The sequence below is a fragment of the Serratia rubidaea genome (genome assembly GCF_016026735.1).
Taxonomy (GTDB): Bacteria; Pseudomonadota; Gammaproteobacteria; order Enterobacterales; family Enterobacteriaceae; genus Serratia_B; species Serratia_B rubidaea.
On record NZ_CP065640.1, the window covers coordinates 4,906,373 to 4,924,090 of the forward strand.

Annotated in this window: 18 protein-coding genes; 5 read left to right on the forward strand and 13 right to left on the reverse strand. The window is 59.1% G+C overall.

All coding sequences use genetic code 11. The features are described 5' to 3' along the window. The first annotated feature begins 59 nt into the window (after positions 1-59). Both I6G83_RS23055 and yfbR read left to right on the forward strand, forming a co-directional pair. A complete protein-coding gene (locus tag I6G83_RS23055) occupies positions 60-1,274 on the forward strand; it encodes a pyridoxal phosphate-dependent aminotransferase (protein ID WP_015673161.1) in 1,215 nt (404 codons plus the stop codon). An 81-nt stretch (positions 1,275-1,355) separates the two neighbouring features. After that, positions 1,356-1,955: a 5'-deoxynucleotidase gene (gene yfbR / locus I6G83_RS23060; RefSeq protein WP_015673162.1), complete on the forward strand. Its 600-nt coding sequence runs from the start codon at positions 1,356-1,358 to the stop codon at positions 1,953-1,955. A 45-nt stretch (positions 1,956-2,000) separates the two neighbouring features. On the opposite strand, the gene I6G83_RS23065 is transcribed toward yfbR, so the two are convergent. From I6G83_RS23065 to yfbV, 4 genes are all read right to left on the reverse strand, one after another. Continuing rightward, positions 2,001-3,833 (reverse strand): SLC13 family permease, encoded by a 1,833-nt coding sequence (locus I6G83_RS23065; RefSeq protein WP_054305601.1) that lies wholly within the window; start codon positions 3,831-3,833, stop codon positions 2,001-2,003. 100 nt (positions 3,834-3,933) lie between these two features. Continuing rightward, a complete protein-coding gene (locus tag I6G83_RS23070; protein ID WP_054305594.1) occupies positions 3,934-4,590 on the reverse strand; it encodes a sugar phosphatase in 657 nt (218 codons plus the stop codon). Between the two features lie 17 nt (positions 4,591-4,607). Beyond that, positions 4,608-5,102 (reverse strand): YfbU family protein, encoded by a 495-nt coding sequence (locus I6G83_RS23075; RefSeq protein ID WP_015673165.1) that lies wholly within the window; start codon positions 5,100-5,102, stop codon positions 4,608-4,610. A 134-nt stretch (positions 5,103-5,236) separates the two neighbouring features. After that, positions 5,237-5,692 (reverse strand): terminus macrodomain insulation protein YfbV, encoded by a 456-nt coding sequence (yfbV, locus tag I6G83_RS23080; protein ID WP_015673166.1) that lies wholly within the window; start codon positions 5,690-5,692, stop codon positions 5,237-5,239. A 366-nt stretch (positions 5,693-6,058) separates the two neighbouring features. On the opposite strand from yfbV, the gene ackA reads away from it, so the two are divergent. Further along, a complete protein-coding gene (gene ackA, locus I6G83_RS23085; protein ID WP_015673167.1) occupies positions 6,059-7,261 on the forward strand; it encodes an acetate kinase in 1,203 nt (400 codons plus the stop codon). A 164-nt stretch (positions 7,262-7,425) separates the two neighbouring features. Next, a complete protein-coding gene (pta, locus tag I6G83_RS23090) occupies positions 7,426-9,561 on the forward strand; it encodes a phosphate acetyltransferase (RefSeq protein ID WP_197733922.1) in 2,136 nt (711 codons plus the stop codon). Between the two features lie 74 nt (positions 9,562-9,635). On the opposite strand, the gene I6G83_RS23095 is transcribed toward pta, so the two are convergent. The 7 genes from I6G83_RS23095 to I6G83_RS23125 all read right to left on the reverse strand — a co-directional run bounded on the left by I6G83_RS23095 (position 9,636) and on the right by I6G83_RS23125 (position 14,855). Next, a complete protein-coding gene (locus tag I6G83_RS23095; protein WP_054305592.1) occupies positions 9,636-10,061 on the reverse strand; it encodes a putative T6SS immunity periplasmic lipoprotein in 426 nt (141 codons plus the stop codon). Then, the gene (locus I6G83_RS23100; protein ID WP_072186093.1) at positions 10,058-10,600 is read right to left on the reverse strand and encodes a hypothetical protein; all 543 of its coding nucleotides are present in this window, start codon (positions 10,598-10,600) and stop codon (positions 10,058-10,060) included. Before I6G83_RS23100 ends, I6G83_RS23095 begins: the two co-directional genes overlap by 4 nt. Positions 10,601-10,837: 237 nt before the next feature. Next, the gene (locus I6G83_RS23105) at positions 10,838-11,791 is read right to left on the reverse strand and encodes a transketolase family protein (protein ID WP_054305591.1); all 954 of its coding nucleotides are present in this window, start codon (positions 11,789-11,791) and stop codon (positions 10,838-10,840) included. After that, entirely contained in the window at positions 11,784-12,623 is an 840-nt protein-coding gene (locus I6G83_RS23110; RefSeq protein WP_054305590.1) for a transketolase, read from the reverse strand. The genes I6G83_RS23105 and I6G83_RS23110 overlap by 8 nt, the downstream gene beginning before the upstream one ends. 13 nt (positions 12,624-12,636) lie before the next feature. Continuing rightward, complete coding sequence (locus tag I6G83_RS23115; protein ID WP_054305600.1) at positions 12,637-14,016, reverse strand: PTS ascorbate transporter subunit IIC; 1,380 nt, start codon at positions 14,014-14,016, stop codon at positions 12,637-12,639. 23 nt (positions 14,017-14,039) lie between these two features. After that, on the reverse strand, positions 14,040-14,321 hold the full coding sequence (locus tag I6G83_RS23120; RefSeq protein WP_015673173.1) for a PTS sugar transporter subunit IIB: 282 nt from the start codon (positions 14,319-14,321) through the stop codon (positions 14,040-14,042). 90 nt (positions 14,322-14,411) lie between these two features. Further along, positions 14,412-14,855, reverse strand: coding sequence for a PTS sugar transporter subunit IIA (locus I6G83_RS23125; protein WP_054305599.1), 444 nt, complete (start codon positions 14,853-14,855; stop codon positions 14,412-14,414). Between the two features lie 344 nt (positions 14,856-15,199). Here I6G83_RS23125 and I6G83_RS23130 point away from each other — a divergent pair, with 344 nt between their 5' ends. Then, positions 15,200-16,219 carry a LacI family DNA-binding transcriptional regulator gene (locus I6G83_RS23130; RefSeq protein WP_015673175.1) on the forward strand — a complete coding sequence of 340 codons (1,020 nt, stop codon included), beginning with the start codon at positions 15,200-15,202 and terminating at the stop codon, positions 16,217-16,219. A 54-nt stretch (positions 16,220-16,273) separates the two neighbouring features. Here the strand turns inward: I6G83_RS23130 and yfcD are convergent, their stop codons facing one another. Together yfcD and yfcE are read right to left on the reverse strand one after the other, a co-directional pair. Next, positions 16,274-16,849, reverse strand: a complete 576-nt coding sequence (gene yfcD / locus I6G83_RS23135) for an NUDIX hydrolase YfcD (protein WP_054305589.1) — start codon at positions 16,847-16,849, stop codon at positions 16,274-16,276. 88 nt (positions 16,850-16,937) lie between these two features. Next, the gene (gene yfcE, locus I6G83_RS23140; RefSeq protein WP_054305588.1) at positions 16,938-17,489 is read right to left on the reverse strand and encodes a phosphodiesterase; all 552 of its coding nucleotides are present in this window, start codon (positions 17,487-17,489) and stop codon (positions 16,938-16,940) included. Positions 17,490-17,718: the final 229 nt, after the last annotated feature.

Consider the following 17,718-nt stretch of genomic DNA (forward strand, 5'->3'; position numbering starts at 1 on the left):
GCAGGTTGCGGCGTTCCACGGTAGGAATGCCCTATCCCAGCAGAAGGCACAGTTTTTTTATGTCCCCCATTGAGAAATCCAGCAAACTGGACAACGTCTGTTATGACATTCGCGGCCCGGTGCTCAAAGAAGCCAAACGCCTAGAAGAAGAAGGCAATAAAGTCCTTAAACTCAACATCGGCAACCCCGCGCCCTTCGGCTTTGAAGCGCCGGATGAAATTCTGGTCGATGTGATCCGCAACCTGCCGACCGCTCAGGGCTACTGTGATTCCAAAGGGCTCTACTCGGCGCGCAAGGCGATTATGCAGCACTATCAGGCGCGCGACATGCGCGACGTCACCGTCGAGGACATCTATATCGGCAACGGCGTATCCGAGCTGATCGTCCAGTCGATGCAGGCGCTGCTCAACAGCGGCGACGAAATGCTGGTGCCGGCGCCCGACTACCCGCTGTGGACCGCGGCGGTTTCGCTCTCCAGCGGCAAGGCCGTCCACTATCTGTGTGACGAAGAGGCCGGCTGGTTCCCGGACCTTGACGATATTCGCAGTAAAATCACCCCGCGCACCCGCGGTATCGTGATCATCAACCCCAATAACCCGACCGGCGCAGTGTACAGCAAAGCGCTGCTGGAACAGATCGTCGAAATTGCGCGCGAACATAACCTGATCATCTTCGCCGATGAAATCTACGACAAGATCCTGTATGACGCCGCCGAACATATCTCCATCGCTTCGCTGGCGCCGGACCTGCTGACCGTCACCTTTAACGGCCTGTCCAAAACCTACCGCGTCGCCGGTTTCCGTCAGGGCTGGATGGTGCTGAACGGCCCGAAAAAGCACGCCAAGGGCTATATTGAAGGGCTGGAAATGCTGGCGTCGATGCGCCTGTGCGCCAACGTGCCGATGCAACACGCCATCCAGACCGCGCTGGGCGGTTATCAGAGCATCAGCGAATTTATTCAGCCGGGCGGCCGCCTGTACGAACAGCGCAACCGCACCTGGGAGCTGCTCAACGATATTCCCGGCGTCTCCTGCGTCAAGCCTCAGGGCGCGCTGTATATGTTCCCGCGTATCGACGCCAAGCGTTTTAATATCCACGACGACCAGAAACTGGTGCTGGATCTGCTGCTGCAGGAGAAGGTCCTGCTGGTGCAGGGCAGCGCGTTTAACTGGCCGTATCCCGATCACGTGCGCATCGTTACCCTGCCGCGCGTCGACGAACTGGAAATGGCGGTCGGCAAGCTGGGGCGCTTCCTGGAAAACTATCGCCAGTAAACTCCCCCTTCTCTACGGCGCGTTTGCATAAACGCGCCGTAGTCAGCAAAATAACGTTCTTTGCTGCCGTAGAGAAAACCCATGAGCCAGAGCCATTTCTTTGCCCACCTGTCCCGCCTGAAACTGATCAACCGCTGGCCGCTGATGCGCAACGTGCGCACCGAAAACGTCTCCGAACACAGCCTGCAGGTGGCGTTTGTCGCCCACGCGCTGGCGGTGATTAAAAACCGCAAGTTCAACGGCAACCTGAACGCCGAGCGCGTGGCGCTGCTGGCGATGTATCACGACGCCAGCGAAGTGATCACCGGCGATATGCCGACGCCGATCAAGTATTACAACCCGCAGATTGCCCATGAATATAAAAAGATCGAAAAAGTGGCGCAGCAGAAATTACTGGCGATGATCCCGGAAGAGCTGCGCAATGACTTTCGCAGCATTCTCGACGAGCATTGCTACAGCGAGGATGAAAAGTTGGTGGTCAAGCAGGCCGACGCCCTGTGCGCCTATCTGAAGTGCCTGGAAGAACTGTCGGCGGGCAACCAGGAGTTCACGCTGGCCAAGGCGCGGCTGGAGAAAACCCTGCAGCTGCGCAACAGCCCGGAAATGGAGTACTTCATGACGGTGTTTATCCCCAGCTTCAGCCTGTCGCTGGACGAGATCAGCCTGGACGCCGAACTGTAATCCCCCTTCAGGGCGCGACGTCCGCGCCCTGTTGTCTGACGGGGTTCAGAACGGGAACAGCCACGGCACCACCGCAACGCTGACCAGCATCACCAGCACGGTGAACGGCACGCCAAGACGGACAAAATCACCGAAGGTGTAATTCCCCGGCCCCAGCACCAGCGTATTTACCGGCGACGAGACCGGCGTCATAAAGGCCGCGGAAGCGGCTATCGCGATAATCATGGCGAACGGATAAGGCGACACCGCCATTTCCCGCGCCGCCGCGATGGCGATCGGCGCCATCAGCACCGCCGTGGCGGTATTGGAGATAAACAGGCCGATCGTCGCGCACAGGACGAACAGGCAGAGCAGCATCACGCGCGGCCCCATATCGCCGGCCACGTCCATCAGCCCCTGCACGATCAGGCCCACCCCGCCGGTTTTCTGCAGCGCCTGCGCAAACGGCATCATGCCGACGATCAGAATAATGCTCGGCCAGTGAATCGACTTATAGGCGCTCTCCATATCGATACAGCGGAATTTGCCCATCAGCAGACAGGCGATCAGCGCCGCAATCGGGTTCGGCACCTCGTCGGTCAGCATCATCGCCACCATCAGCGCCAGACAAAACAGCGCGTGCGGCGCCTGCGTCATCGCCGGCGCCACTTCGTCCACCTCCGCCGGCAGGTTGAGCACGATAAAGTCGTGGGTTTTGCTCTGCAGCTGGCGAATCGCCTTCCAGTCGCCGATCACCAGCAGCATATCTCCCAGCGCCAGCGGTTCATCCACCAGCTTGCCCGCCAGCGTCTCGCCGTTGCGGCGAATGCCGACCACGTTGAGATCGTAACGGCTGCGGAAGCCGCTATCCCGCAGACTTTTGCCCAGCAGCGCCGAATCGGGGATCAGCGACACCTCCGCCATGCCGACGTTGCGCGACTGCTCAGAGAAATAGTCGCCGCGCAGCACCATCGGCTCCAGCTGCTGTTCGCCGCAGAATTCGCGCAGGTCAACGTCGCTGGCCGACATATCGATCAGCAGCACGTCGCGCTCGCGCAGCTCGGTACTGCCGGAGGCGCTGACCATCACCCGCCGAAAGCGCTTCCAGCGCTCAATGCCCACCACGTTGGCGCCGTAGCGCGCCCGCAGATGCAGCTCATCCAGCGAACGCCCCACCAGCGGGGAGCCGCGGCGCAGCGCCAGGCGGCGCGCGCGGCCGGTCAGTTTGTAATCGCGGATCAGATCGCGGAAGGTGCGGCGCTGCCAGCTCTCTTTGCGGCTGTCCGGCGAGGCGCCGCCCAGCCAGCGCCGCGCCAGCAGCATATAGCCCACGCCGAGCACCAGCACCAGCATGCCGATCGGCGTGACGCCGAAGAAGCCGAAGCCGCGGATGCCCTCGCGCACCAGCTCGCTGTTCACCACCATATTGGGCGGCGTCGCCACCAGCGTCATCATGCCGCTGATCAGGCCGGCGAAGCTCAGCGGCATCATCAGCCGCCCCGGCGCGGTTTTCATCCGCGCCGCCACGCTGAGCACCACCGGAATAAAAATCGCCACCACGCCGGTCGAGCTCATAAACGCCCCCAGCCCGGCCACCGTCACCATCAGCAGCACCAGCATTTTGGTTTCGCTGCTGCCGGCCACCTTCACCAACCAGTCGCCGACCTGATAGGCCACGCCGGTGCGCACCAATCCTTCGCCGATCACGAACAGCGCGGCGATCAAAATCACGTTCGGGTCGCTAAAGCCGACCGTCGCCTCCTGCAAGGTTAGCGTTCCGCTTAACACAAAGGCGATAATCACCAATAAGGCGACCACATCCATGCGCAGTTTGTTGGTGGTAAACAGCACAATCGCCACCAGCAATAAACACAACACCCACAGTAATTCGCTGTTCACATCGGCCTCGTCCATCCGCCAGGTTCCAAGGCCTTAAAAATTAGCACAAAAAAACCCCGCGTATGCGGGGTCTAATCAATTTGCCGGCGAATAGCGGCGATCAGTCGCGCAGCGTGATGCGCGCGCCGTGCGCATCGCCGTCAACCTGCAGTTGTTCAAGGGAGGAAAGGCGCAGATCGACCTGCTCCAGCTGCGGCGCATCGGCAGGCGCATTGACCGCGATCACCTGGCAGCCGGCGGCCAGGCCGGAAGCGATGCCCGCCGCTGCATCCTCAACCACCACGCACGCCTGCGGCGCCAGCCCCAGGCGCTCCGCCCCCAGCAGGTAGGCGTCCGGCTGCGGTTTGCCGCGCTCAACCTGTTCGGCGGTGACAAACACCGCCGGCAGCGGCAGCCCCGCCGCCTGGCGGCGCGCGCTGGCAACCGGCACCGAACCGGAGGTGACGATCGCCCAGGGAATGCCCAGCGTGTTCAGCCGCTCCAGCAGCGCCGCCGCCCCCGGCAGAGCGCGTACGCCGTCGGTATCCTGCGCTTCCACCTGTTCCAGCAGATCGTGTTCATGCTGAATATCGGCTTCGCTGGCGCCCGGCATAAAGTGGCGCAGAGAGGTAATGGCCTGTTTACCGTGAATAAAATCCAGCACCGCCTGCGGATCGACGCCGTGCCGGTTGGCCCACTGGGTCCAGGCGCGCTCCACAACGGGCAGTGAATCTACCAATGTACCATCCAGGTCGAACAGAAAGCCTTTACACTCCACAGGAAACCTCTTTTTAATCATGCATTAATAATTTGCGCAATCTCGACGGCGCTCAAATGATACTGACGCGGACAAGACAGCCACAGCGCCAGCATACGCTGATATTTATCCCACATTTTGGTCTGGGCGTTAAAGCCGTGGCTGCCGGCGTCGAACTGAGTATAGCGTCCCTCGGTATTGACCAGGAAACGCACATAGCTCAGATAGCGCGCCTCGGTCGCCGCATCAAAGCCAAGAAACGCCAGACGGCGCGGCTCCAGCCCCTGGCGATCCTTGAGATTCTCCCAGGACACCTGCAGCGCATGGTGCATTTCCATAATATTGATGATGGTGCGGCAAACCTCTTCGCTCATCTCGTCGAAATCGCGATCCAGCTCGCGCAGCTGCAGGCCGAAACCGCGCTCCACCACGGTTTGCAGGCGGCGGTAGCGTTCGGCGTTGTCCGGATCGAGCAGCGTCATCATCTTATACTGATTCGACAGGATCAGGCGTTGGGCGTGGGTCATTTCCATGTTTAGGGTCCTCAGTTCTGCAAATTGGCGTGAGCATCGCATACTGATTTGGGGCATGGAATCACAACCCGCCGCTTCTTTGATTTGCGCCAAGTTTGGCGTCGCCGGACGCAGCGGTCCGGCGGCGAAGGAACTCAGAGATCGTCCAGGAAGGTCTTGTCCAACTGCTTGAACGCGCGCTTGAGCAGGTCCGCCAGCGACTGATAGGTCGGCGTACCCTCAACCGGCGCCAGCGCCTGGCCGGCCTGCGCCAGCTTGTCGCGCACCTCGTGGAACCAGCCGAGCAGCCCCGGCGGCAGCGGCGTCAGCGAACGGCGGCCCAGCCACCACAGCCCCTGCATCGGCAGGCTGCAGGCGAACAGCGCGGTGGCGATCGCCGGGCCGAGCTGGCCGCCCAGCGCAATCTGCCAGGTCAGGGTGAACACCGCCAGCGGCGGCATAAAACGAATGGCGAAACGGGTGGCGCGCGCAACGCGATTCTCCGGAAAGACCGGGGCCAGACGCTTGTCCGACGGCCAGGTTTTCATATAGTGCTGTCCGCGCTGGAATACCTGAAACCAACTTACGGAACCGGACGGTTTGCTCGTCATCGCATACCTCAACGTCGCAGAAAAAAAGGGGTGGCGCCAACCACACTACTAAAAAATTTGAAGCTTTAAATTTATTTTGTGTTTACCGCGGGCTATCGGTATCCTACTCCGGCCTTTTTGGCCGGCTAGAAGATAGCGACAAGTTTGTCAAATTTTGTCAATTTTCAGCCCTATAACTAGCAAGATTACTTAAGCCGCGGAGAAATACCCGGTTTTTTCACCATCATGTGTTTTCTGTGCTTCACATGATGTTAATCATAAATGTCAACGGCATTATGCGCTACGCTTGTTGTCTGATTGACGATTAATTCACTAACGTGTTTTTTGATTTTCTTTTAACAACACGAACTATAAGTAGGTACTTCCATGTCGAGTAAGCTAGTACTGGTTCTTAACTGCGGCAGTTCTTCCCTGAAATTCGCGATCATTGACGCTATCAACGGTGAAGAACACCTTTCCGGCTTGGCTGAATGCTTCCACCTCCCTGAGGCGCGCATCAAGTGGAAAATGGACGGCGGTAAACAAGAAGCGGCACTCGGTGCCGGTGCAGCCCACAGCGAAGCGCTGAATTTTATTGTTAACACCATCCTGGCACAAAAACCTGAACTCTCCGCCCAGCTGACCGCCATCGGTCACCGTATCGTACACGGCGGCGAGAAGTTCACCGCTTCCGCACTGATCAACGATGAAGTTCTGCAGGGTATCAAAGATTCCGTGCCGTTTGCACCTTTGCACAACCCGGCGCACCTGATCGGCATCGCTGAAGCGCTGAAGTCCTTCCCGGCTCTGGCTGATAAGAACGTCGCCGTGTTCGACACCGCGTTCCATCAGACCATGCCTGAAGAATCCTATCTGTACGCCCTGCCGTACAGCCTGTACCGCGACCACGGCGTACGCCGCTACGGCGCGCACGGCACCAGCCACTTCTTCGTCACCCAGGAAGCGGCCAAAATGCTGAACAAACCGGTGGAAGAGCTTAACGTCATCACCTGCCACCTGGGCAACGGCGGCTCCGTCACTGCGGTGCGCAACGGCAAGTGCGTCGATACCTCCATGGGCCTGACCCCGCTGGAAGGTCTGGTGATGGGCACCCGCAGCGGCGACATCGATCCGGCCATCATCTTCCACCTGCATGACGCGCTGGGCATGAGCGTCGATCAGATCAACAAGCTGCTGACCAAAGAGTCCGGCCTGCTGGGCCTGACCGAAGTCACCAGCGACTGCCGCTATGTGGAAGACAACTACGCCACCAAAGAGGACGCCAAGCGCGCGATGGACGTCTTCTGTCACCGCCTGGCGAAATATATCGGCGCCTACGGCGCGCTGATGGACGGCCGTCTGGACGCGGTGATCTTCACCGGCGGCATCGGTGAAAACGCCGGCATGGTGCGTGAAATGACCCTGAACAAGCTGGGCCTGCTCGGCTTCGAAGTCGACCATGAACGCAACCTGGCCGCCCGCTTCGGCAAAGCCGGCGCCATCACCAAAGACGGCAGCCGCCTGGCGCTGGTGATCCCAACCAACGAAGAGTTGGTTATCGCGCAAGACGCAGCCCGCCTAACGGCGTAATCTATCAGGCACCGCCAGCTCCGGCTGGCGGTGTTGCTTTTAAGCCTTATCGCCGCCGCAGACGGCCCCGTTGGTCGCACCGCTTTGCCGCCCGGCCGCAGTGCACGATCAGGCGACTACCGCATATCCATCGTGAAGAGGACTATTCTGTGTCACGTACAATCATGTTGATCCCCACTGGCACCAGCGTCGGTTTGAGCAGCGTCAGCCTGGGTGTCATCCGCTCCATGGAGCAGCAAGGCGTTCGCCTCAGCGTATTTAAACCTATCGCCCAACCGCGCGCCGGCGACGATACCCTCGACCAGACCACCACCATCATCCGCAGCAACTCCACCATTCCGGCCGCCGAGCCGCTGCGCATGAGCTATGTAGAAAGCCTGCTCAGCTCCAACCAGCAAGACGTGCTGATGGAAGAGGTTGTCGCGCGCTACCACGAAAACACCAAAGACGCGGAAGTGGTGCTGATCGAAGGCCTGGTGCCGACCCGCAAGCATCAGTTCGCCAACGCGCTGAACTATGAAATCGCCAAAACCCTCAATGCCGAAATCGTCTTTGTACTGGCGCTGGGCAACGATTCGCCGGCGCAGCTGAAAGAGCGCATCGAACTGGCGCGCACCAGCTTCGGCGGCAGCAAAAACAAAAACATCACCGGCGTGATCATCAACAAGCTGAACGCGCCGGTTGACGATCAGGGCCGCACCCGCCCTGACCTGTCGGAAATCTTCGACGATTCCACCAAGGCCAGCGTCGCCAATGTCGATCCGAAGCAGCTGTTCGCCAACAGCCCGCTGCCGGTGCTCGGCTGCGTGCCGTGGAGCTTCGATCTGATCGCCACCCGCGCCATCGACATGGCTCGCCACCTGAAGGCGCGCGTGATCAACGAAGGCGATATCATGACCCGCCGCGTGAAGTCCGTGACCTTCTGCGCGCGCAGCATTCCGCATATGCTGGAGCACTTCCGTCCCGGCTCGCTGCTGGTGACCTCCGCCGACCGTCCGGACGTGCTGGTTTCCGCCTGTCTGGCGGCGATGAACGGCGTGGAAATCGGCGCGCTGCTGCTGACCGGCGGCTATGAAATCGACGAGCCGATCAAAAAGCTGTGCGAACGCGCCTTCGCCACCGGCCTGCCGGTGTTTATGGTGGACACCAACACCTGGCAGACCTCGCTGAGCCTGCAGAGCTTCAACCTCGAAGTGCCGACCGACGACCATCAGCGCATCGAAAAAGTGCAGAACTATGTCGCCAGCCATATCAGCGCCGAGTGGATCGAATCGCTGACCGCCACCTCCGAACGTTCGCGCCGCCTGTCGCCGCCGGCGTTCCGCTACGAGCTGACCGAACTGGCGCGTAAAGCCGGCAAGCGTATCGTACTGCCGGAAGGCGACGAGCCGCGCACCGTGAAAGCGGCGGCCATCTGCGCCGAACGCGGCATTGCCGAATGCGTACTGCTCGGCAACCCGGATGAAATCCAGCGCGTTGCCGCAGCGCAGGGCGTAGAACTGGGTAAAGGCATCGAGATCGTCGATCCGGAGCAGGTGCGTGAAAACTACGTGCCGCGCCTGGTCGAACTGCGTAAAAACAAAGGCATGACCGAAGTAGTGGCGCGCGAGCAGTTGGAAGACAACGTGGTGCTCGGCACGCTGATGCTGGAAAAAGGCGAGGTCGACGGCCTGGTTTCCGGCGCCGTGCACACCACCGCCAACACCATCCGTCCGCCGCTGCAGCTGATCAAAACGGCGCCGGGCAGTTCGCTGGTTTCTTCCGTGTTCTTTATGCTGCTGCCGGATCAGGTGCTGGTCTATGGCGACTGCGCCATCAACCCGGATCCGACCGCCGAACAGCTGTCCGAAATCGCCATCCAGTCGGCGGATTCCGCCACCGCGTTCGGCATCGAGCCGCGCGTGGCGATGATCTCCTACTCCACCGGTAACTCCGGCGCCGGCAGCGACGTGGAAAAAGTCCGCGAAGCGACCCGTCTGGCGCAGGAAAAACGCCCGGACCTGATCATCGACGGTCCGCTGCAGTACGACGCCGCCATCATGGCCGACGTGGCGAAGTCCAAAGCGCCGAACTCGCCGGTTGCCGGTAAAGCCACCGTGTTCATCTTCCCGGATCTGAACACCGGTAACACCACCTACAAAGCGGTGCAGCGCTCCGCCGATCTGGTGTCCATCGGGCCGATGCTGCAAGGCATGCGCAAGCCGGTGAACGACCTGTCGCGCGGCGCACTGGTCGACGATATCGTCTACACCGTCGCTCTGACGGCGATCCAGTCTTCTCAGGCTGATGCCCAGGCGTAATTCAGACGTCTGACAGCATACAGGGGCCGGCAATGCCGGCCCCTGTCATTTCAGCTATCCACGTTCCGGTTGATTCAAGGCTCCGCGCCGGTGATAACCTGCGCAACGCTGCCCTCGACGATCTTCAGCGAGAAGCTGCGTTGCCAGATGCGTTTGCTGTCGGCGTCCTGCCCTTCTACGGTGCTGATTACCACGCTATAGGGAACATCGCTCTCAAAAGCGCTAAAGGAATAAGGAATACATTGCCCGGCAGTCACCCACTCCGCTGGCTGCGGCGGCATGGTGCTTCTGCGCCAGACCTCACGCGTTTGGTTGCCCTGCCGTTGGTCGATGGCGATGCTAACGAGGTTAACCTTGACGTCAGGCGCCAAGTACTCTGCCGGCAGAGAGAAACAGAGATGCTTCCCCTGTAAGGCGACCTCTGCCGTATAAAAACGCTGCTTTTCAAACATACAACCGCTGAGTAACACGGCGATGACCAGCGGATAAATTTTTTTCATTTTAGGTTCTTCCTGTCAGCCGGATCACGCAAAAATCTTTTCAACACATGCTCATAACGACTTTTTAAATCGGGACCAATAATGCCCTGCATTAATTTCACTTCAAACCATTTTTCTCTCCCATAACGAGAAAGAATAAAATAGTCCGCAATCATGCTAGCTTGCGCTTCCATACCATAATCAGCTAATGAGTTGTAATCAGGTAATGAATATTTATAAGAGACCAACCAACTCATTACACCACGAAGTCGTACATTCATCCCCATTTGATACTGCCACACATGTGCCATTTCATGCATAAACCACCACTGATAGCGCGTTGTTTCTAAAGAATAATCTTCTTTGAAATGCTTTGCAGGCCAATAGAGTTCACCATTAGGTGTAACAGCTGTTTCCTTATGTTGTAATCCAAAGGGGAAGTATTCAGCATTGTGGACTTTAACAAGGCTGTAGTTAATGGCATTTTTATATATAGAACGTGCCAGGGTGATCTCACCTAGAGTTAATCTTCTGAATGTACCTCTCATTGTTGTCAACATTTATTCACTCTTTGAATGTAAGTTGTTGTATTTATTTTAATTAAAACAGCTGTTTATTATCCCCTTTTACCATCTGGCTGACTATCCATAATCATTAAAAACGAGAAAAGCCCCACTAAGGGCTTATCTCGTGATGGTAAATAAAGCGATAAATAGAAGTTACTGATGCTTATTATCGCCCTATAGCCCCAATTAGTAGGCCTTATAGCCATTAAGGCCGGCAAGCCGGCCACGGTTTTACAACAGCTGCTGCGCCGCCGCCAGAATATGCTCCGCCGTCAGGCCATACTCCTGCTGCAGAAATGCCTGTGTTCCGACCTGGCCGTAGCGCTCCTGCACGCCCACCCGGCGCATCGGAGTCGGACAGTGCTCCGCCAGCACCTCCGCCACCGCCGAACCCAGCCCGTTATGGATACTGTGGTTTTCACAGGTGACGATCCGCCCGGTCTGCGCCGCATAGCGGGTAATCAGCTCGCGGTCGATCGGCTTCAGGGTAAACATGTCAATCACCGCCGCGCTGATCCCCTGCCGCGCCAGCATCTGCGCCGCCTGCAGCGCCTCGGCCACCATAATGCCGTTGGCGATCAGCGTGATGTCCGTACCGTCACGCAGCACATTGCCCTTGCCGATGGTGAACTGCGCCCCTTCCTGGTAGATACGCGTCGCCTGTTTACGCGTGGTGCGTACCCAGTAAAAACCCTCCAGCGTCATCAGCTGGCGCAGAATATCGGCAAACATGGTGGCGTCGGTAACCTCCAGCACCACCGAGTGCGCCAGTCCGCGCACGATGCCCATATCCTCAAACGACATATGGGTGCCGCCGTTATGGCAGGCGGTCACTCCGGCGTCCGAGGCGATCACCTTGACGTTATTGCGCTGATAGTCCAGCGCCATAAACAGCTGGTCGAAACAGCGACGGCTGGCGAAGGCGGTGAAGGTGTGGACGAACGGCACCCGCCCGGTCAGCGACAGCCCGGCCGCCACGCCGATCACGTTCGCCTCCATAATGCCGCAGTTAATCACGTGACGCGGATGGTCGCGCTGTACGCCATCCATCGCCATCGAGCTCATCAGGTCCGCCTCCAGCGCGATAATCGGCGCGCCCTGCTCTATCTGGCTGCGCACCATGCCGGCGTACACCTGACGCATTTCTATCGGATCTTTTTCCAACTGCACGCTGTCGTTAAACATGAGTCGCCTCCAGTTCGGCAATCGCCTGTTCAATATGCTGACGCACCTCCGGCGTCAGCCGCAGATGGTGCGAGTTGTCCATCTGCTCCAGATAAGGCACCCCCTGGCCTTTAACGCTGTCGAGGATCACCACCAGCGGCCGCTGCTCACCGCTGCGCCGCGGCGCGGCCGCCGCACGGATCGCCGCAATATCATCCCCTTGCACGCTTGCGACGGCAAAGCCAAAGGCGCGGAACTTGCCCGCCAGATCGAAGGGTTTGATCACCTCATCCAGCAGGCCGTCCAGCTGCTGTTTGTTGTAATCGATAAACAGCGTCAGGTTGTTCAGATTGTGGTGCGCGATAAACTGAAACGCCTCCCAGCACTGGCCTTCATTCAGCTCACCGTCCCCCAGAATGCAGAACACCCGGTTATCACGCTGCGCCAGCCGGTGCGACAGCGCCATGCCGGCGGCGATGGATACGCCCTGCCCCAGAGAACCGGTGGTGGCATCCACGCCGCGGGTGCGCAGCCGGTCCGGATGGCTGGGCAGACGGGTGCCGTTCTGGTTGAGCGTCTGCAGCTCCGCCTGCGGAAAATAGCCTTTCAGCGCCAGCGTGCTGTACAGCGCCGGGCCGGCATGCCCCTTCGACAGCACAAAATTGTCGCGCTGCGGCCAGTCCGGATCGCCGGGATCGATGCGCATCACCTCGCCGTACAGCACCGCCAGCGTCTCCACCACCGACATGCAGCCGCCATAGTGGCCAAAACCCAGCGCGGTCAGCGCCTTCAGCGTCTCCAGACGGATCGCCTGCGCCAGCTGGCGCAACTCCCTGATATCTATTGTTGTCATTACACGGCCCTCACTATTTTTTCACGCCGTCGCCGGATGGCGCGCCTTTGCGTTTCCCCAGCAGGTTGTGCGCCACCAGCAGTGCAAAAATCACCACCACCGCCACCATGATCGCTTCCTTATTCATAAAGCGCGCCATATTGCCCAACACGATGCCCAGCACGCCAAAGTCGGCGTCGGAGAAAGTGGTATTGGCAAAGCCCAACGCGCCGAGCACCGGCAGCAGCAGCATCGGCAGGAAGGTAATCAGCACGCCGTTGGCGAACGCCCCCAGCATCGCGCCGCGGCGGCCGCCGGTCGCGTTGCCGAAAACGCCGGCCGTCGCACCGGTGAAGAAGTGAGGCACCACGCCCGGCAGGATCAGCACCAATTTGAGCTGCCCCAGCAGGAACAGCCCCACCAGCCCGCCCAGGAAGCTGAACAGAAAGCCGATCAGCACCGCGTTAGGCGCGTAGGGATACACCACCGGACAGTCCAGCGCCGGACGCGCATTCGGCACCAGCTTTTCGGAAAAGCCGGTAAACGCCGGCACGATTTCCGCCAGAATCAGGCGCACGCCCTGCAGGATGATAAACACCCCGGCGGCGAAGGTGATGGCCTGAATAATCGAGTACACCAGGTAGTTCTGCCCGCCGCTCAGCGCGCTCTCCACGTAGGCCTGCCCGGCGCTGATCGCCATAATCAGGTAGATGACGATCATGGTCAGCGAGATGGAGATCGAGCTGTCGCGCAGGAAGCTGAGATTCTTCGGCAGGTTCATCTCTTCGGTGGAGCGCGAGTTTTTACCGACGCGGCCGCCAATCCAGCCGGACAGCACGTAGCCCAGGGTGCCGAAGTGACCGAAGGCGATATCGTCATTGCCGGTAATCCGCCGCATATAGCGTTGGGCAATGGCGGGGAAGAATGCCATCACCAACCCCAGCGTCAGCGCGCCGGTAAACACCAACGGGATCCCCTCAAAACCGGCGACCGACAGGATGATGCCGATCATGCAGGCCATATAGAAGGTGTGATGACCGGTAAGAAAAATGTATTTCAGCCGGGTAAAACGGGCGACGATAATATTCGCCACCATGCCGAACGCCATGATCAGCGCGGTGGAGGCGCCGTATTTTTCCAGCGCGATGGACACGATCGCTTCGTTATTCGGAATGATGCCCTGAATATTAAAGGCGTGTTCAAACATCCCCCCGAGCGGATTTAATGAACTGACCAGGACGGTCGCACCGCCGCCCAGCACAATAAAACCGAGAATGGTTTTTACCGTACCTTTCACCACGTCGGAAAACGATTTTTTCTGCGCCAATAAACCAATCAGCGCAATAACCCCCACCAGCACCGCGGGGACTTTTAATATATCAACCACAAATCTGAGCGTTTCCTGGATAAACATATCCACCTCGCCAATTGCGTTGCTTAGATAATGGAGTGCGCAATAAAGTAATCACGCAGTTTGTTTTCCAGCTCGTTAATATCAATGATATTGCTGATCACCACCAGCTGGTCTGCCGGTACGCTGGCGCTGTCGGCGATGTCTTTCGCCATCACAAAAATATCGGCGGCGCCCGGCGTGGCGGAGGAAAGATCCGAGTGCTCCACCTCCGCCTCAACGGCCATTTTCTTCAGTACCTTTTTAATATTCATTTCCACCATAAAACTGCTGCCGAGGCCGGAGCCGCAAATTGCCATAATCTTCATTATTTTCACCTGTCAGATTTTATGCGTAGGGTAAGGCCGCAGGGTTTATTCTGCGCTAGTTACTATTAAGAATATAAATAAAAGATTGAATTAATAGCGGTCGATAATATCCTCAATCTGTTGAACGCTGTCGGCGTTGAATAACGCATTCATCGCCTGCTCATCGGCAAATAATTCCGCCAGCTGGGCAATCAGCTCAATATGGCTTTCGCCGTCCGGCGCTGACAGCATCACCACCACCCGCACCGGGTCGTTGTCCTGTGAATGAAAACGCACGCCCTGGTGCAGCTTCAGCAGCGACAGTCCAAGCGCCCTGGCCCCCTCTTCCGGCCGCGCATGCGGCATAGCGATGCCGGGCGCCAGCACAAAATAGGGTCCCAGCGCCTGATACTGCCGGAAAATCGCCGTCAGGTAGTCGGTGCTGATCGCCCCGCTCTGCAGCAGGGGCTGCGCGCTCAGCGTCACCGCCTGCTGCCAGTCATCCGCCCGCTCGCACACTTGAATATGGTCTGCCTTCAGCCACTGTTTCAGCACGTTGCCTCCTTCCGCCCGTTGGTCCCGCGCGTCGCCATCGACGCCCGCCGGCCCGGGCAACGAAGAAACTTTAATCAACGTTTTAGCGCCTCACCGTGATAAAGATCTCAAAGATAGCGCTACCAAAACGTTATCCGCCGGTTCTGTGATAGCGCTATCAAAAAAATGATGCGCCGGCGTCGTTGTCGCACAGTTTTTTATCGCTGGTGAGAGGAACGCGTTAAAATGGATCCCATAGCGGGATAGTAAGGGTTAATGACAGCGCTGCTTACAGCCACATTCACTTGGAGCCTATCCCATCAGGCTCTTATGCGCATGACGCGCATTTTTCGTCAGGATTACGCATGTCGATCGGGAAGAAACGCCGCAGTACCGGCAGGGTTACGCTGGCCGAGGTCGCCCAGCTGGCAGGCGTCGGCACCATGACGGTGTCGCGCGCGTTACGCACGCCGGAACAGGTGTCGGACAAACTGAGAGAGAAAATTGAGGCGGCGGTCAATGAGCTTGGCTACCTGCCCAACCTGGCCGCCAGTTCGCTGGCTTCAGCGTCGTCTTATACCATCGCCATGGTGGTGCCGAGCTTTTCGGAGTCCGGCTGCGCCGAGATGTTCGCCGGCCTGCAGCAGGTGCTGCAGCCGGCCGGCTATCAAATCATGCTGGCGGAATCCCAGCACTATCCGGAGCGTGAAGAGAAACTGCTGACCACCCTGCTGTCCTACAATCTGGCGGCGGCGGTGCTGCTCAGCGTCGAACACTCGCCGACCACCCGCCAGGCGCTGCAGGCGGCCAATATTCCGGTGGTGGAGATCGGCGCCCTGCGCGATGACCCGATCGATATCACCATCGGCATCGATTATGTCGCCGCCATGTACCAGCTGACCCACACGCTAATCGCCGGCGGCTATCAGAATATCGGCCTGCTGTGCGCCAACCAGGAGCAGTGGATTTTCCGCCAGCACCTGCAGGGCTGGCACCAGGCGCTGCTGCGCAGCCATATGTCGCCGCACCGGGTGATCAACGCCGCGCAGCCCGCCAGCTTCGCCACCGGCGCCCAGCAGCTGCCGGAATTTTTGCTGGCCTGGCCGGAGCTGGACGCGCTGGTATGCGCCTCGGACGAGCTGGCCTGCGGCGCGCTGTACGAGTGTCAGCGCCGCCACGTAAAAGTGCCGGAACAGCTGGCGGTGGTCGGCTTCGGCAACAGCGAAGTCAGCCGGGTCTGCCAGCCGCCGTTAACCACCATGACGGTGCCGCACCGGGAGATCGGCATTCAGGCCGGTCAGGCGCTGCTGGCGCGGCTGGACGGCCGGGAGTGGTGCGCTGCAGGCTCGCTGCCCTCGACGCTGTGCCGCCGCGACAGCTGCTGAAAACGACAACGCCGGTCAGAAGACCGGCGTTATTTTTACTCGCACTCGCGGGAATCAGGCGTTTTCCGCGCCGTCTTCCGGCTTGTCCGCCCGCGCCAGCGGCTTGCCGTAGTCCTGTTCGTTGTTGCGCGTCAGCCACAGCGACAGCGCCTTCAGCGAATCCGGCGTAAAGTCGTCGCAGCGCGCGGTGATCTCTTCCGGCGTCAGCCAGGTCACCTCGACCACTTCTTCTTCCTGCAGCGCAAACGGCCCGTGCGATACGCAGCTGAACAGCGCGCCCCAAACGCGGCACTGCTCCTCTTCAAAGTAGAACTGGCCGTGCTCGGCAAACGGCACGCCGGCAATCCCCAGCTCTTCTTCCGCTTCGCGGCGCGCAGAGTCCAGCACGTTCTCGCCGCTTTGCACCACGCCGCCGGCGGTCGCGTCCAGCCGACCCGGATAAATATCCTTGGTATCGGTACGACGCTGAACCAGTATTTTCCCCATCCCATCATGCACCACAATATAGGTCGCACGATGACGTAGCCGTTCCGCACGCATCTGTTGACGACTGGATTGAGCAATTACTTCATTTTGCTCGTTGACGATATCAACCCACTCGGTCGCTGCAGCCTGATCCTGTTCCGCCATCCTATAAAACCTTCTATTTTGGCGCGAGGGTCATCGCGCGCTGGTTGATCAATTAGCTGTATTCAATGATTCTTATTGTGTGTATAAATTAGTGCGTTAATGCCGCCTCTGCAACAACCTCGCCGCCGTGCAGCGTGACCACGCGCAAAGTCTGCGCCTCCAGCATGCCGTAGCTGGCCGGAAAGCCTCCCTTGGGCAGACTGACCGACCCCGGATTAAAGCAGTAAATCTCCCCGCAGCGCTGCGCCTGCGGCAGGTGCGTATGGCCATAGGCCAGAACATCCCCGGCCGATAACGGCGGCAGTGCGGAGGGATGATAAAGGTGACCGTGGGTTAAAAACAATCGTCTTTTTTGCCACAGCACCTGTTGCCAGGGCGCGTCCATCGGGAAGGACAGCAGCATCTGATCGACTTCGCTGTCGCAATTTCCCCGAACGGCGATGATCTTGTGCGCATAGCGATTCAATTGTTCGGCAACCTGCGCCGGCTGATAACCGTCCGGCAGCGCGTTGCGCGGGCCGTGATTCAGTAAATCGCCCAGCAGGATCAGCCAGTCGGCGCCGTTTTGTGCAAACAGCTCCAGCACCCGGGTGGTCGCCGGCAGCGAGCCGTGCAGGTCTGAGGCAAACATCAGCTTCATACCCTTTCTCCTCTTCGCGAAACAGGCGCTATTTTAGCGTAGAACAGGCGGCTAAAAAAACACGCGCCGCCGGCGACGGCCAATTTCCGAAAATGGCGGCGATGGTCTAAGCTGGAGTGCGGGCCGTCTGCGTTCGACGCTGACGCAGCGCCGGGTTTAATGGACAAACCGGCGCAACAGTATAAGAATGATCTCATGGCTCACATGCTGCCGACTGGTTCATGCTTCA